The organism is Streptomyces sp. NBC_00223 (assembly GCF_036199905.1).
Classification (GTDB): Bacteria; Actinomycetota; Actinomycetes; order Streptomycetales; family Streptomycetaceae; genus Actinacidiphila.
In genome coordinates this window covers 6,529,609-6,543,364 of record NZ_CP108109.1, presented here as the reverse complement: position 1 = coordinate 6,543,364, position 13,756 = coordinate 6,529,609, and the positions used below count along the sequence as shown (strand labels likewise).

Below are 13,756 nucleotides of genomic sequence, written 5' to 3'. Positions count from 1 at the left end.
TCACTTTCCTTCCCGGTCGCTGAGGACCGATGCGTATCCGTAGCTGGACGTGTCCGCCGGCGGTGTGTCCACCGCGGCGTGACCCCCCGTGGAGCCGAAGCCCCCCGCGGCCCTGGCAGAGCCTGGCAGCTCCGCCACTTCGTGAAAGCGGACCCGCTCGACCTGCTGGACGACCAGTTGGGCGATCCGGTCACCCCGTTCGAACCGGACGGTCTCGCGCGGGTCGAGATTGACCACGATCACCTTGATCTCTCCACGGTACCCGGCATCCACCGTTCCCGGGGCATTCACCATGGCCACACCGCAGCGGGCGGCGAGCCCGGAGCGCGGGTGCACGAAGGCGGCGTAGCCGTCGGGCAGGGCGAGGGAGATGCCGGTGGGCAGCACGGTCCGCTCGCCGGGCGCGAGGTCCGCGGCCTGGGTGGTGATCAGGTCGACGCCCGCGTCCCCGGGGTGCGCGTACGACGGCACGGGCACGGACGCGTCCAGCCGCCGCAGCAGCACGTCAACGGGCGGTCGTACGGCACTCATCGCGTCCTCCTGTGCGGCTGTCCGCCCACGCGGCGAACCCCGGGATCCTGCCGGCCGGCGGCCTCGCGTGCGGCGGCGCGCCCGGCGGCCTCGCGTGCGGCGCTCACGGGTTCACCTCGAAGGCGCGGGCGACCTTGACCTGGTCGGGGTCGGACATCGCGGCCTCGATCTCGTCGGAGCGGCCGTTGCTGGTGAAGTGGTCGAGCTTGACCTGGACGAACAGCGCGTCCGCGCGGACCGCGACCGGCCCGTCCGGGCCGCCGATCCGGCCCTCGGCGCTGCTGTAGATCTTGCGGCCGTCCACCGCCGTGCAGCGGGCGGACAGATGCAGGGTGGTGCCGACCGGCACCGGGCGGACGAAGTCCGACTCCAGCCGTCCGGTCACCGCGATCACCCGCAGCAGCCAGCCCAGCGCGCCCAGTGTCTCGTCCAGCGCGGAGACCAGCACCCCGCCGTGGGCCAGGCCCGGCGCGCCCTGGTGGGCGGGCCGTACGGTGAACTCCGCGGTGACGCTGACGCCCTCGCCCGCCCTGGCCGCCAGGTGCAGCCCGTGCGGCTGGGACTCCCCGCAGCCGAAGCACTGGTCGTAGTGCGCGCCGAGCAGTTCGCCCGGCGCGGGCGCGTCGGGATGTCGTACGGGCGCGGCGGCGCCGGGCGGCGGAACGAGGCCCGACCGCCGGGCGCTCGGGGGCGTCTTGGCTGCACTCACGCCCGAGACCCTACCCTCCTGCGCGAATCTTTCCCTTCCCGCGTGCGCCCCTCTTCCGCGCCCGGCGGACACGGCCTCCCGCGCACCCGGCCGTGGGGCGCGCGGCCGGGTCCGCCGCGGGGCCGATCGCGCTCGCGCCGACCGCGGCCGGGCGGCACGGCGGGGCATGGCAGGCTGGTGCCATGTCTGGTGTCACGCAGCCTTACGACGAGCGCCTCACGGTGCCGCGCTCCTGGTGGTTCCTGTCCTTCGGCGTGGGGGTCGCGATGGCGCTGATCCTCTTCCCGTTCGGACCGCTGCCGATCCTCGCGGGCCTGGTCGGCGGCACCGCGCTGTCGATGATGGCGGTCAGTTCCTACGGGTCCGCGCGGATCCGGGTGGTGGCCGGTTCGCTGGTGGCGGGCAAGGCGCGCATCCCGGTGGAGGCGCTGGGCGACGCCGAGGTGCTGGACCGGGCGGAGACGGTGGCCTGGCGGTCGTACAAGGCGGACCCGAGGGCGTTCATGCTGCTGCGGGCGTATGTGCCGACCGCGCTGAAGGTGGAAGTGACCGATCCGGCGGATCCGACGCCTTACGTCTATCTGTCGACGCGCTCGCCGCAGCGGCTCGCGGACGCGCTGGCGGCGGTCAGGACAGTGCGCTGAGCCGACGTCCGGGGGCGCTCAGGGCGCGCGGCGGCCTCAGGGCATGGCGGGGGGCAGCTCGGGCTTCCCGGGCGGCTCAGGGAGCGTGAGGGGGCTCGGTACGGCCGGCGGCGCGAACGGCTCCGGCAGTTCGGCCGCCGCTTCCGGCCAGGGGAACTGCTGGGCCCGCAGATCCACGCGTACGCGGGCGGCGAGCCTGCGGGTGTCGCGCCGGTTCATCACGGCGCCGACGGCGGCCCCGACCATGAACGGGGTCAGCGCGGGGGCGTGTCTGAGAGTGCGGCGCACCAGCCGCTGCCGCATCTCCTTCTTCATACCGCTGCCGAGCGCCACGCCGACGGTGGACAGCCTCAGCACATTGATCCCGCGCTGCTCGGTCCACGCCCACAGATAGGCGGTGGCGCGCTCCCTGGGGGTGCCGGGGACTCTCAGTCCGTAGACCTCGTGCAGCTCGGCGATCAGCTTGTACTCGACGGCGGCGACGCCGAGGGTCTCGGCGGCCAGCTCCATGGGCATGGCCGGTGGGGTGGGCAGCATGGCGGCCGCGCCCACACCTGCGCCGACCGTCATCGTGCCCTTCACCGCGGCGGCGGTCAGCCGGTCCGCGATCTCCTCGGGCCCGAGCCCGGGGAAGTGGGCGCGCAGGGTCGAGAGGTCGCGCACGGGGATGCGCGGCGCGATCTCGATCAGCCGCTCGGCGACCGAACCGACGCCGACCCGGGCCATCCGGCCGCCGCGCGCCCCGAAAGTGACGCCCCGGGTGACCCCGCGGGCGGTCGCGGCCGCGAGCGAGGCCGCACGGCCTCGCTCGACTTCCTCGTGGCCTTCCGACGAGTCGGTCACGGCGCCCCGGATCAGGCCGCGCAGTCGCGGCAGATCGGGTTCCCGTTCTTCTCCGAGGCCAGCTGGCTCCGGTGGTGAACGAGGAAGCAGCTCATGCACGTGAACTCATCGGCCTGCCTGGGCAGCACGCGGACCGACAGTTCCTCGTTGGAGAGGTCGGCGCCGGGCAGCTCGAGCGACTCGGCCTGGTCGAACTCGTCGACGTCGACCGCGGAGGTCGACTTCTCGTTCCTCCTGGCCTTCAGCTCCTCGATGCTGTCCTCATTGACGTCATCGTCGGTCTTGCGTGGGGTGTCGTAATCCGTAGCCATTTTCGCTCTCCCCCTATGGGTGTCTGTGGTGTCTCCAGCGCACGTAACGCGCGGGAGGCCGGACTTGTGCCCGACCCGAAGCGGAGATTTTGCCTCACATCAAGGCCCGTTACTCAATCGACACCCAGCGTCGCCCCCGAAGAGGTGATCGGATGGGTGGCCGATCATGGTCTGTGGTGGTCCGAAAGTCATACGTCACGAGTGCCTCCACGAGTACTTCCCGTGATCATGACCAGCGGAAACATGGATTTTCCGGTGTTTTTCCCTGACCTGTCGATCACCGAGCGTACACAGAGTGAAGAATCCGTGTGCGATGGATCACAACCGAACAGGGGTGCGGGCAGACTCGGAAATTACTCGCAAAGCGAACACGGCCCGGGTCCCGTCACATCGGTGGACGCGGCCCGGCGTGACGGGGTTCACATCGGTTCACAGGAAATTCACATGCCGGGGACCCTCTCACGTCGGCCGTTCACAGCGGGATCGCGACCCGCATGATCAGGCCGCCGCCTTCACGTGGTTCGGCGTTGATCACACCGCCGTGGGCACGGGCGACCGACCGCGCGATGGACAGACCCAGGCCCACCCCCTTGTCGCTCCCGGTCCGCTCGGTCCGCAGCCGCCGGAAGGGCTCGAAGAGGTTGTCGATCTCGTACGCCGGGACGACCGGCCCCGTGTTCGACACCACAAGCACCGCGTGCCCCTGTTCCAGGCCCGTACGCACCTCCACCCAGCCGTCCCTCGGGACGTTGTAGCGCACGGCGTTCTGCACCAGGTTGAGGGCGATCCGCTCCAGCAGCACCCCATTGCCCTGCGCCACGGCCGGGTCCAGGGTGTCGCGCAGCTCCACGCCCTTGGCCTGGGCCTCGGCACGGGTCTGCTCCAGCGCCTGGGAGGCCACCTCCGCCAGGTCCACCGGCTTGCGGTCGACGATGGCCTCCTCGCTGCGGGCGAGCAGCAGCAGGCCCTCCACCAACTGCTCGCTGCGCTCGTTGGTGGCCAGGAGGGTTCTGCCGAGCTGCTGGAGGTCCGGCGAGACCTCCGGATCGGAGAGCTGGACCTCCAGCAGGGTGCGATTGATCGCCAACGGGGTGCGCAGCTCGTGCGAGGCGTTGGCGACGAAGCGGCGCTGGGCGTCGAAGGACCGCTCCAGCCGGTCCAGCATGCCGTCGAAGGTGTCGGCCAGTTCCTTGAGTTCGTCGTCCGGGCCGTCCAGCTCGATCCGGCGCTGGAGATCGGAGCCGACCACGCCGCGCGCGGTCCTGGTGATCCGGCCCAGCGGGGCGAGCACCCGGCCGGCCATCAGGTAGCCGAAGGCGAAGGCGACCAGGGCCAGGCCGACCAGGGCCAGCAGCGAACGTTTGAGCAGGGTGTTGAGCGCCATGTCGCGCTGGTGCTGCATACAGTTGTTGATCGCCCGCTGGACCTCGTCCAGGGTGGTGTTCGGGCCCACCACGACGCAGTCGGTCGGCCGGACGTTGATCTGGATGATCTGGAAGGGCAGTTCGCTGCCTTTGTGCAGCGCCTGCGCGGCCAGCAGATAGATGATCCACAGCAGCAGCACACCGGCGATCAGGAACATGCCGCCGTACAGCACGGTCAGTCGTATCCGGATCGTCGGCCGCAGCCAGGGCGGCTGCGGGTTCCCGGCGGCCGGCGGGTCCCAGGAGGGGCGCGGCGGGGCCGGCGGTTTGGCCGGAGGCGGCCCCTGCGGCGGGCGGGGGCCTTGCGGGGTCTGGGGGAAGGGTGAGGCCATCGCGGATCAGATCCGGTAACCGGAGCCGGGCACGGTGACGATCACCGGGGGCTCGCCGAGCTTGCGCCGCAGGGTCATCACGGTGACCCGCACCACATTGGTGAACGGGTCGGTGTTCTCGTCCCACGCCTTCTCCAGCAGCTGCTCGGCGGAGACCACCGAGCCCTCGCTGCGCATCAGGACCTCGAGGACGGCGAACTCCTTGGGCGCCAGGTGCACCTCGGCGCCCTCCCGGAACACCTCGCGGCGGTTGGGGTCGAGCCGGATGCCGGAGCGCTGGAGTACCGGCGGCAGGGCGGCGGTCGTACGGCGGCCGAGCGCGCGCACCCGGGCGGTCAGTTCGGTGAACGCGAAGGGCTTGGGCAGGTAGTCGTCGGCGCCCAGCTCCAGGCCCTCCACGCGGTCGCTGACGTCGCCGGCCGCGGTCAGCATCAGCACCCGGGTGGGCAGGCCGAGCTCGACGACCCGGCGGCAGACCTCGTCGCCGTGCACGACCGGCAGGTCGCGGTCGAGGACGACCACGTCGTAGTCGTTGACCCCGATCCGCTCCAGGGCGGCACCGCCGTCGTAGACCACATCGACGGCCATGGCCTCGCGGCGCAGGCCGGTGGCAACCGCATCGGCGAGCAGTTGCTCGTCCTCGACGACCAGTACGCGCAAGGCGCTTTCCTTCCGTGAGCTGTGGAAATCCCCCTCCATCCTGCACCGGGGGGTGGTAAATCGGCGGTAAGTGAGTGGTACGTGAGCAGGCCGGGAGAAGCTCGCGGAATTTCCCTGGGGTCGGTGAGGTTTCCGCCGCGGGCACGGTGGGGAGGACGGCTTTACACCCACCCACCTGCCTTGCCACGCGTTTCCCATCGCGTGGCACCTGGCTTGACACATCCTGTGTCAACGATGACGACGAGGGGGCGCAACATGGACGCGTTCACGACCGGAATCCTGCAGCGCATACACACCACGGAGTCCGACCTGCGCCGGGCCCGCGAGACGGGCGACGATTTCCTCGCCGAGGTCGAACAGGGCGAACTCGAAGACCTCCGCCGCCTCGCGGCCGAACACGGCGTGGACGTACGGTCCAAGGTCGCCTGACCTTCACGGCGGACCCCAAAGCCGCACGCCCCGGTCACCAGGAAGGTGCCGGGGCGTTCGCATGTGCCGATCCTGGCGGGCGGCCGGTCGTGGGCGCCGCCGGGGCTCGCGGGCGTGCTCAGTCGTGCCAGGCGCCGGCCTTGTCCAGAAGCGTCTGAAGCGGCTCGAAGAGGCCGGGGGGCGCGGCCACCGTCAGCTCGCCGGAGGCGGGTTCGCCCGGCCGCCCTCCGGTGAGCGCGCCCGCCTCCCGGGCGAAGAGAGCGCCGGCGGCCAGGTCCCACGGGTTCAGCCCGCGCTCGTAGTAGGCGTCCAGCCGTCCGCAGCCCACGTCGGCCAGGTCGATGGCGGCCGAACCTCCCCTGCGGATGTCCCTGACCTGCGGCAGCAGGACCTTGATCACCTCGGCCATCGCCACCCGCCGCTCGCGCAGATAGCTGAAGCCGGTGGCGACCAGGGCATGCGAGAAGTCCGGGGCCGGCCGGCAGCGCGCCGCCACGCCGTTGACGTACGCGCCGCCGCCGAGCACCGCCTGATACGTCTCGCCGCGCATCGGCGCCTCGACCACGCCGACCACCGCCTCGCCGTCCCGCTCGGCGGCGATGCTGACCGCCCAGGACGGCAGCCCGTAGAGGTAGTTCACGGTCCCGTCCAGCGGGTCGATCACCCAGCGGATGCCGCTGGTGCCCGGACTGCTCGCGCCCTCCTCGCCGAGGAAGCCGTCGTCCGGACGGAGCCGTCCGATGTAGGAGGTGATCAGCTTCTCGGCGGCGATGTCCATCTCGGTGACGACGTCGATCGGGCTGGTCTTGGTCGCGGCCACGCCGAGGTCGGCGGGGCGCCCGTCGCGCAGCAGGGCGCCGGCCCGGCGGGCTGCCTCCAGGGCGATCTCCAGCAGTTCGGCGTCCTCGCCGGTCGCCTCGGGCTGTCCGGTCGCTGGTGTGCTCATGTCGTGGAGCTCCTCAGTCGGTTCCCGCGGCGGCCGGCAGGGGGTTCCTGGCCGGGCAGCACCCCGCGGGGCAGATGTCGTGGCTGGGGCCGAGGGCACCCAGGGCGCAGCGGGCCGGGTGCAGACCGCGTTCGGTCGCGGCCCGTTCCAGCACCAGGTCGCGCACGGCGGCGGCGAACCGGGGGTCGGCGCCGACGGTCGCGGCGCGGGAAACCGGCAGGCCGAGTTCCGCGGCCTTCGCGGTGGCCTCGGTGTCGAGGTCGTACTTGACCTCCATGTGGTCCGAGACGAAGCCGATCGGCACCATCACCACGGCCGTCGCGCCCGCCGCGTACACCTCTTCGAGGTGGTCGCAGATGTCCGGTTCCAGCCAGGGGATGTGCGGGGCGCCACTGCGCGACTGGTAGACGAGCTGCCAGGGGCGGTCGACGCCGGTGGCCTCGCGCACCGCGTCGACGATCACCTCCGCGGTGTCCAGGTGCTCGGCGACGTACTCGCCGCCGTGGCCGCGCCCGTGGCCCTGCACCGGTCCCGAGGTCTCGGCGGCGGCCGTCGGGATGGAGTGGGTGGTGAAGGCGAGCCGGGCGCCGTCCCGTACGTCCTCGGGCAGAGCGGCGAGCGCGGTCAGCACGGCCTCGGCCATCGGCTCGACGAAGCCGGGGTGGTTGAAGTAGTGCCGCAGCTTGTCCACCCGGGGCACCTCACGGCCCTCGGCGGCCAGTTCCGCGAGGGAGGCGGCCAGATTCTCCCGGTACTGGCGGCAGCCGGAGTACGAGGCGTAGGCGCTGGTGGCCAGCACCAGGATCCGGCGGTGCCCGGCGTCGGTCATCTCCCGCAGGGTGTCGGTCAGATACGGCGCCCAGTTGCGGTTGCCCCAGTACACCGGCAGGTCGAGTCCGTGGTCGGCGAAGTCCTTACGGATCGCGTCGAGCAGCGCGCGGTTCTGCGCGTTGATCGGGCTGACGCCGCCGAAGAGGAAGTAGTGCTTGCCGACCTCCTTGAGCCGTTCACGGGGGATGCCCCGGCCGCGGGTGACGTTCTCCAGGAACGGCACCACGTCGTCGGGTCCCTCGGGGCCGCCGAAGGAGAGCAGCAGCAGGGCGTCGTACGGACCGGCGTCGGGGGCGTTGCCGGGGCCGGCGGGGTCGGGCGGCAGTGGCGCGTGGGGCTGATCGGACATGACTCCGATCCTGCCACCCACCGGACGGCGGCCCGCCCTCCGGCCCTCCCCCCGCTCCTTGCGATCCGCGCCTCGGCCCGCGGACGGCCCGACCCCTGCGCGGTGAAAACCGCTTGCCCGGCTTCGTAAGCTGTATGAACCAGCAATGTTCCTTACCGGGGCCGTGACGGCCCCACCGATCGACGGCGACGCCGCCGGGGAGCGCCACTTGACCAGCCCGTACCGTGCGATATTCACCACCCCGGGCGCCAAGGCGTTCTCCGCCGCCGGACTGGTCGGGCGAATGCCGCTGTCGATGCTGGGAATCGGCGTCGTCACCATGATCTCGCAGGTGACCGGGCGTTACGGGCTCGCGGGCGCGCTCGCCGCGGCCCTCGCGCTGTCCGGCGCCGCCTGCGGTCCGCAGGTCTCCCGGCTGGTCGACCGGTACGGGCAGCGGCGGGTGCTGCGGCCGGTGTCCGTGGTGACGGTCGTCTCGGTCGGGGCGCTGCTGGTGGCGGTGAAAGCCGGGGCGCCGGACTGGGTGTACTTCGTCTGCGTGCCGGGCGCCGGGCTGACCCCGAGCATGGGCGCGATGGTCCGGGCCCGCTGGTCGGCGATCCACCGCGGCTCCCCCGAACTCCTGCACACCGCGTACTCGCTGGAGTCGGTGGTCGACGAGATCGTCTTCATCCTCGGCCCGATCCTGTCCATCGGCCTGTGCACGGTCTGGTTCGCCGAGGCCGGGCCGCTGCTGGCCGTGGTCTTCCTCGGCGTCGGAGTGCTGCTGCTGACCGCCCAGCGCGCCACCGAGCCGCCGCCGCACCCGCGCGACGACCTCAGCCGCGGCTCCGCGCTGCGCTCGCCGGGCATGCCCGTGCTGGTGGGGGTCTTCGTGGGCACCGGCGCGCTGTTCGGCGCGGTCGACGTGTCCACGGTCGCGTTCGCCGACGAGCAGGGCCACAAGGCGCTGGCCAGCCTGGTGCTGGCCTCGTACGCGCTCGGGTCGTGCCTGGCCGGGCTGGTGTTCGGGCTGCTCACCCCGCGCGGCACCCCGACCGGCCGGTTCCTGGTGGGCATAGCGGCGATGGCTGTGAGTATGATCCCGCCACTACTGGTCGGGAACTTGTGGTTTCTGGCCGGGGCGCTGTTCCTCTCGGGCCTGACCATCGCTCCGACGATGGTGACCGCGATGGGTCTGGTCGAACAGCTGGTACCGCGGGCGCGGCTGACCGAGGGCATCACGTGGACCTCCACGGGGCTCGCGGTGGGGGTCGCCGTCGGAGCGGCGGTCGCCGGCCGGGTGATCGACGCCCATGGGGCCACGGCGGCCTTCGCGGTGCCCGCCTGCGCGGCGCTCGTCGCCGTGGCGGTGGCGTTCCTCGGACATGGCCGGCTGCGGCCGGCCCCGGAGCGGGAGGAGAAACGCGCGAATGGGCGGAACAGCGATGAGGCCGACGACCGGTTCGACGGGCAGGGCAGCCGGGAGGGTGTGGCGTAACTGGGCGGGCAATGTCACGGCCCGGCCCCGCCGCAGTGTCGCGCCCGCGTCCGTGGACGAGCTGGCGGCGGTGCTCGGCGCGGCCGCCGCGGACGGGCTGACGGCTAAGGCAGTCGGCTCCGGGCACTCCTTCACCGCGGCCGCGGCCACCGACGGGGTGCTGATCCGCCCCGACGGGCTGACCGCGATCCGGGCCATCGACCACGCGGCGGGCACCGTCACGGTCGAGGCGGGCGTCCAGCTCGGTCAGCTCAACGCGGCGCTGGCCGCGGCGGGACTGTCGCTGACGAACATGGGCGACATCATGGTGCAGACCGTCGCGGGCGCCATCAGCACCGGCACGCACGGCACCGGCCGCGACTCGGCGTCCATAGCCGCGCAGATCACGGCACTTGAGCTGGTGACCGCGGACGGCTCGGTGCTCAACTGCTCGGCGGACGAGAACCCCGAGGTGTTCGCCGCGGCCCGGATCGGCCTGGGCGCGCTCGGCGTGGTCAGCGCGGTGACCTTCGCGGTGGAGCCGGTCTTCCTGCTGACCGCCCGCGAGGAACCGATGCCGTTCCGCCGGGTGATGGCCGAGTTCGACCGGCTGACCGCGGAGAACGAGCACTTCGAGTTCTACTGGTTCCCGCACACCGACAGCTGCAACACCAAGCGCAACAACCGCAGTCAGGGCCCGGCCGCCCCGGTTCCGGCGGTCCGCGGCTGGATCGACGACGAGTTGCTGTCCAACGGTGTCTTCCAGGCCGCCTGCGCGCTCGGCCGGGCGGCGCCCGCGACCATCCCGGGCCTGGCCAGGATCTCCAGCCGCGCGCTGTCCGCCCGTACGTACACCGACATTCCGTACAAGGTGTTCACCAGCCCGCGCCGGGTGCGCTTCGTGGAGATGGAGTACGCGGTGCCGCGCGAGGCCGCCGTGGAGGCGATCCGCGAGCTCAAGGCCATGCTGGAGCACTCGGACCTGCGGGTGAGCTTCCCGGTGGAGGTACGGGTCGCGCCGGCCGACGACATCACGCTGTCGACGGCTTCCGGGCGGGAGAGCGCCTATGTGGCGGTGCACATGTACCGGGGCAGCCGTTACCAGGAGTACTTCACCGCCGTCGAGCGGATCATGACGGCGGTGGGCGGACGGCCGCACTGGGGCAAGGTGCACACCCGGGACGCGGAGTATTTCCGTACGGTCTACCCGCGGTTCGAGGAGTTCACCGCGCTGCGGGACCGGTTGGACCCGGGGCGGCTGTTCGGCAACGACTACTTGCGCCGGGTGCTCGGTTCATAGGGGTTCATCCGTATTTGCCCGGGGCGCGCGGCGCACTCGAGTGAGCCGGGTCACCCAACTCCCGCCCTCCGCGCGACATTCGACAGCGCGGCAGCCGCCCCCTGCTGGCCCAAATGGAGTACCGTGGCGAATCGTGGCTCCCGGTGTCCGTACGGTCGTCCGGACACGCAGGAGGGGGGCCGGTGGCGCTCATCCCGGGGCGCCACGGTCGGTCACACTGAGTGGCCGATCGTCCACCGTCCCATGACGGCGTGTCACCATGTGATCCCGACACGCCGGGCAACTCTGCAAGGTTGTGGCACGCTGCACCCGGGCAGGCCACACTCGTCCATCGGGAGCAGCGACGCACGTGACGTCGGCAGGCACCATCCGGGAGGTAACCGTGCCCGAACTGCGCGTCGTGGCCGTCAGCAACGACGGCACACGACTGGTGCTCAAGGCTGCCGACAGTACGGAATACACGCTTCCCATCGACGAGCGGCTGCGGGCCGCGGTCCGCAACGACCGGGCCCGGCTCGGCCAGATCGAGATCGAAGTCGAGAGCCATCTTCGCCCCCGGGACATCCAGGCGCGGATACGTGCCGGTGCGTCGGCCGAGGAAGTCGCCCAGATGGGCGGTATTCCGGTCGAACGGGTACGGCGCTTCGAGGGTCCCGTGCTCGCCGAGCGCGCGTTCATGGCCGAGCGGGCCAGAAAGACCTCGGTACGGCGTCAGGGCGAGACCACCGGGCCCCAGTTGGGCGAGGCGGTCGCCGAACGCCTGCTGCTGCGCGGCGCGGAGAAGGACACCGTGCTGTGGGACTCCTGGCGCCGTGACGACGGCACGTGGGAGGTGCTGCTCGTCTACCGGGTGGCCGGTGAGCCGCACTCCGCGAGTTGGACGTACGACCCGCCGCGCCGGCTCGTCCAGGCGGTGGACGACGAGGCCAGGTCGCTGATCGGCGAGACGGCGCAGACGCAGGCGCAGGAGCCGAGCTTCCCGTTCGTGCCGCGGATCGCGCGGCTGCCCAGGGACCGTCCGCTGGACCGGTCCCTGGACCGCCAGATCGATCGGTCCGACCGCGAGGCGCGAGCCGAGGAGCGGGCGGAGCCGGAGGAGCGGGACTCGCTCACGAGCCTGCTCGAAGCGGTGCCGAGTTTCCGGGGCGACATGGTGGTGCCCGCGCCGCCGATGAACCCGCCGGACGCCGCGCCCGCGGCGGAGATTCCGGAGGAGAGCGTCGAGGAGGCGGCTCCGGCCGCCAGCGCGGGGGCGGGGTCGGCGTACGCGGACGTCCTGATGCCGAGGGCTGTCGCCGGGCACCGGGACCGGCTGGTCGGCACGACGGACCGGCAGGCCGAGGCGGACGGCGTCCGTCCGGGGCGCCGGGCGACGGTGCCCAGCTGGGACGAGATCGTCTTCGGCAGCCGCCGCAAAAAGGAGTAACCGCCTCGGGCGCCGTGGGAACCGACCTCACCCCCACGGCCCCGGCCCGCCCGGCGGCGCGGACCCCACGAACACCGCCGGACACCCCGGCAGAGGCTTGGCGCCGTCGCGGCGGCAAGAGGGCTGGCCCCCGGTTCACCATCCGCATGACGCCATGCGAAACTCCCCGCCGCAACGGCGGGACGGCCGACAGCGCGGGCCGGCGGTGCCGAACCCACCGGGCCGTACGAAACACCGCCGAACACCCCGGCAAGGGCCTGGCACCGCCGCGGCGGCAAGAGGGCGGCCCCCGGCCCCGGGTTCACCATCCGCATGACGTCGGCGAAACTCCCCGCCGCGACGGCGGGACGGCCGACGGCGCGGGCCGGCGGTGCCGAACCCACCGGGCCGTACGAAACACCGCCGAACACCCCGGCAGGGGCTTCCCGCCGCCGCGGCGGAAAAGAAGGTGGGCCCCCGGCCCCTGGGTCACCATCCGCATGACGCCATGCGAAACTCCCCGCCGCAACGGCGGGACGGCCCACAGCGCGGGCCGGCGGTGCCGAACCCACCGGACCGCACGAACACCGCCGAACACCCCGGCAGGGGCTTCCCGCCGCCGCGGCGGAAAAGAGGGCGGCCCCCGGCCCCAGGGGTCGTGTGGGCGTTAGGGCGTGGGGCCCGTGGCGAGGGGGCGGGCGGGGTCGCGGGACCATTCGCTCCAGGAGCCGACGTACAGCGCCGCGGGAACGCCCGCCGCCTCCAGGGCGAGAACCTCGTGCGCGGCGGACACCCCCGACCCGCAGTAGACCCCGACCTCGGCCCCCGGCTTCGCGCCCAAGGACGCGAACCGTTCCGCCAACGCGTCCGCCTCCAGGAAGCGCCCGTCCGCCCCGACGTTCTCCGTCGTCGGCGCGTTGACCGCGCCGGGAATGTGCCCGCCGACCCGGTCGATCGGCTCCGTGTCACCCCGGTACCGCTCGGCCGCCCGCGCGTCGAGCAGCACCCCGCGCCGCGCCAGCGCCGCCGCCCCGTCCGCGTCGAGCAGCGGCATCCCCCCGGGCCGCGGCACGAAGTCCCCCCGCCCCGCCGGAGGCTCCTCCGTACTGAGCGGCCGCCCCGCCGCCGTCCACGCGGCGAGCCCCCCGTCCAGCACCCGCACCCGCGTGTGCCCGGCCCACCGCAGCAGCCACCAGGCGCGCGCCGGACCCCACCCGTTCTCGTTGTCGTACACGACGACGTCCCGGTCCTCGCTCACCCCGGCGGCCCGCATCTCCGCGCCGAAGACATCGGCTTCGGGCAGCGGGTGCCGACCGCCCGGCCCCGCGGGCGCGGCCAGCGCGGTCTCCAGCGAGACATAGCGGGCCCCGGGGATATGGCCCTTGGCGTACTCGCCGTGTCCGGGCGGCCCGCCCAGCCGCCAGCGGACGTCGAGAACGGTGGTCGTGTCGAGCGCGTCGGCCAGTTCGGCCGCGGTGATGAGGGGTCGCATACTCATACGCCCATTGTGGTCGCCCGCGGGCGCCGCCCGGCCGCTTCGCCGCGAACCTCACCCCGCCGCGCCGGAGGCCGCGTACCGTTTC

14 protein-coding genes are annotated in these 13,756 nt (G+C 72.6%); 5 read left to right on the top strand and 9 right to left on the bottom strand.

Annotated features, from left to right (window positions below; all coding sequences use genetic code 11):
* The gene (gene dut / locus OHA30_RS27925; RefSeq protein WP_328916638.1) at positions 1 to 531 is read right to left on the bottom strand and encodes a dUTP diphosphatase; all 531 of its coding nucleotides are present in this window, start codon (positions 529 to 531) and stop codon (positions 1 to 3) included.
* A 103-nt stretch (positions 532 to 634) separates the two neighbouring features.
* Entirely contained in the window at positions 635 to 1,240 is a 606-nt protein-coding gene (locus OHA30_RS27920; protein ID WP_328916637.1) for a PaaI family thioesterase, read from the bottom strand.
* Positions 1,241 to 1,422: 182 nt separating this feature from the next.
* Here OHA30_RS27920 and OHA30_RS27915 point away from each other — a divergent pair, with 182 nt between their 5' ends.
* The gene (locus OHA30_RS27915) at positions 1,423 to 1,884 is read left to right on the top strand and encodes a DUF3093 domain-containing protein (RefSeq protein WP_328916636.1); all 462 of its coding nucleotides are present in this window, start codon (positions 1,423 to 1,425) and stop codon (positions 1,882 to 1,884) included.
* 36 nt (positions 1,885 to 1,920) lie between these two features.
* Here OHA30_RS27915 and OHA30_RS27910 read toward each other — a convergent pair whose 3' ends face one another.
* The 4 genes from OHA30_RS27910 to OHA30_RS27895 form a co-directional block, all read right to left on the bottom strand.
* Positions 1,921 to 2,727, bottom strand: coding sequence for a hypothetical protein (locus tag OHA30_RS27910; RefSeq protein WP_328916635.1), 807 nt, complete (start codon positions 2,725 to 2,727; stop codon positions 1,921 to 1,923).
* An 11-nt stretch (positions 2,728 to 2,738) separates the two neighbouring features.
* Positions 2,739 to 3,038 (bottom strand): DUF4193 domain-containing protein, encoded by a 300-nt coding sequence (locus tag OHA30_RS27905; RefSeq protein ID WP_033173914.1) that lies wholly within the window; start codon positions 3,036 to 3,038, stop codon positions 2,739 to 2,741.
* A gap of 472 nt (positions 3,039 to 3,510) precedes the next feature.
* The gene (locus tag OHA30_RS27900; RefSeq protein WP_328916634.1) at positions 3,511 to 4,794 is read right to left on the bottom strand and encodes a sensor histidine kinase; all 1,284 of its coding nucleotides are present in this window, start codon (positions 4,792 to 4,794) and stop codon (positions 3,511 to 3,513) included.
* Positions 4,795 to 4,800: 6 nt separating this feature from the next.
* Positions 4,801 to 5,454 carry a response regulator transcription factor gene (locus OHA30_RS27895; protein WP_328916633.1) on the bottom strand — a complete coding sequence of 218 codons (654 nt, stop codon included), beginning with the start codon at positions 5,452 to 5,454 and terminating at the stop codon, positions 4,801 to 4,803.
* Between the two features lie 255 nt (positions 5,455 to 5,709).
* On the opposite strand from OHA30_RS27895, the gene OHA30_RS27890 reads away from it, so the two are divergent.
* Entirely contained in the window at positions 5,710 to 5,883 is a 174-nt protein-coding gene (locus tag OHA30_RS27890) for a hypothetical protein (protein ID WP_328916632.1), read from the top strand.
* A gap of 118 nt (positions 5,884 to 6,001) precedes the next feature.
* Here the strand turns inward: OHA30_RS27890 and OHA30_RS27885 are convergent, their stop codons facing one another.
* Positions 6,002 to 6,829 carry an inositol monophosphatase family protein gene (locus OHA30_RS27885; protein ID WP_328916631.1) on the bottom strand — a complete coding sequence of 276 codons (828 nt, stop codon included), beginning with the start codon at positions 6,827 to 6,829 and terminating at the stop codon, positions 6,002 to 6,004.
* A 13-nt stretch (positions 6,830 to 6,842) separates the two neighbouring features.
* Positions 6,843 to 8,009 carry a ferrochelatase gene (locus tag OHA30_RS27880; RefSeq protein ID WP_328916630.1) on the bottom strand — a complete coding sequence of 389 codons (1,167 nt, stop codon included), beginning with the start codon at positions 8,007 to 8,009 and terminating at the stop codon, positions 6,843 to 6,845.
* Positions 8,010 to 8,217: 208 nt separating this feature from the next.
* Between OHA30_RS27880 and OHA30_RS27875 the strand changes: the two genes are divergently transcribed.
* The 3 genes from OHA30_RS27875 to sepH all read left to right on the top strand — a co-directional run bounded on the left by OHA30_RS27875 (position 8,218) and on the right by sepH (position 12,194).
* Positions 8,218 to 9,489, top strand: coding sequence for an MFS transporter (locus tag OHA30_RS27875; RefSeq protein ID WP_328918022.1), 1,272 nt, complete (start codon positions 8,218 to 8,220; stop codon positions 9,487 to 9,489).
* Entirely contained in the window at positions 9,422 to 10,768 is a 1,347-nt protein-coding gene (locus OHA30_RS27870; RefSeq protein ID WP_328916629.1) for a D-arabinono-1,4-lactone oxidase, read from the top strand. Before OHA30_RS27875 ends, OHA30_RS27870 begins: the two co-directional genes overlap by 68 nt.
* Positions 10,769 to 11,117: 349 nt before the next feature.
* Positions 11,118 to 12,194 carry a septation protein SepH gene (gene sepH, locus OHA30_RS27865; protein WP_328916628.1) on the top strand — a complete coding sequence of 359 codons (1,077 nt, stop codon included), beginning with the start codon at positions 11,118 to 11,120 and terminating at the stop codon, positions 12,192 to 12,194.
* A gap of 646 nt (positions 12,195 to 12,840) precedes the next feature.
* Here the strand turns inward: sepH and OHA30_RS27860 are convergent.
* Positions 12,841 to 13,665, bottom strand: coding sequence for a sulfurtransferase (locus tag OHA30_RS27860; protein WP_328918021.1), 825 nt, complete (start codon positions 13,663 to 13,665; stop codon positions 12,841 to 12,843).
* Positions 13,666 to 13,756: the final 91 nt, after the last annotated feature.

Excerpts from the sequence above, each read along its gene's own strand:
- dut (WP_328916638.1), bottom strand. The coding sequence starts at position 531 with ATGAGTGCCGTACGACCGCCCGTTGACGTGCTGCTGCGGCGGCTGGAC.
- OHA30_RS27915 (WP_328916636.1), top strand. The coding sequence starts at position 1,423 with ATGTCTGGTGTCACGCAGCCTTACGACGAGCGCCTCACGGTGCCGCGC.
- OHA30_RS27905 (WP_033173914.1), bottom strand. The coding sequence starts at position 3,038 with ATGGCTACGGATTACGACACCCCACGCAAGACCGACGATGACGTCAAT.
- OHA30_RS27900 (WP_328916634.1), bottom strand. The coding sequence starts at position 4,794 with ATGGCCTCACCCTTCCCCCAGACCCCGCAAGGCCCCCGCCCGCCGCAG.
- OHA30_RS27890 (WP_328916632.1), top strand. The coding sequence starts at position 5,710 with ATGGACGCGTTCACGACCGGAATCCTGCAGCGCATACACACCACGGAG.
- OHA30_RS27885 (WP_328916631.1), bottom strand. The coding sequence starts at position 6,829 with ATGAGCACACCAGCGACCGGACAGCCCGAGGCGACCGGCGAGGACGCC.
- OHA30_RS27880 (WP_328916630.1), bottom strand. The coding sequence starts at position 8,009 with ATGTCCGATCAGCCCCACGCGCCACTGCCGCCCGACCCCGCCGGCCCC.
- OHA30_RS27870 (WP_328916629.1), top strand. The coding sequence starts at position 9,422 with ATGGGCGGAACAGCGATGAGGCCGACGACCGGTTCGACGGGCAGGGCA.
- OHA30_RS27860 (WP_328918021.1), bottom strand. The coding sequence starts at position 13,665 with ATGCGACCCCTCATCACCGCGGCCGAACTGGCCGACGCGCTCGACACG.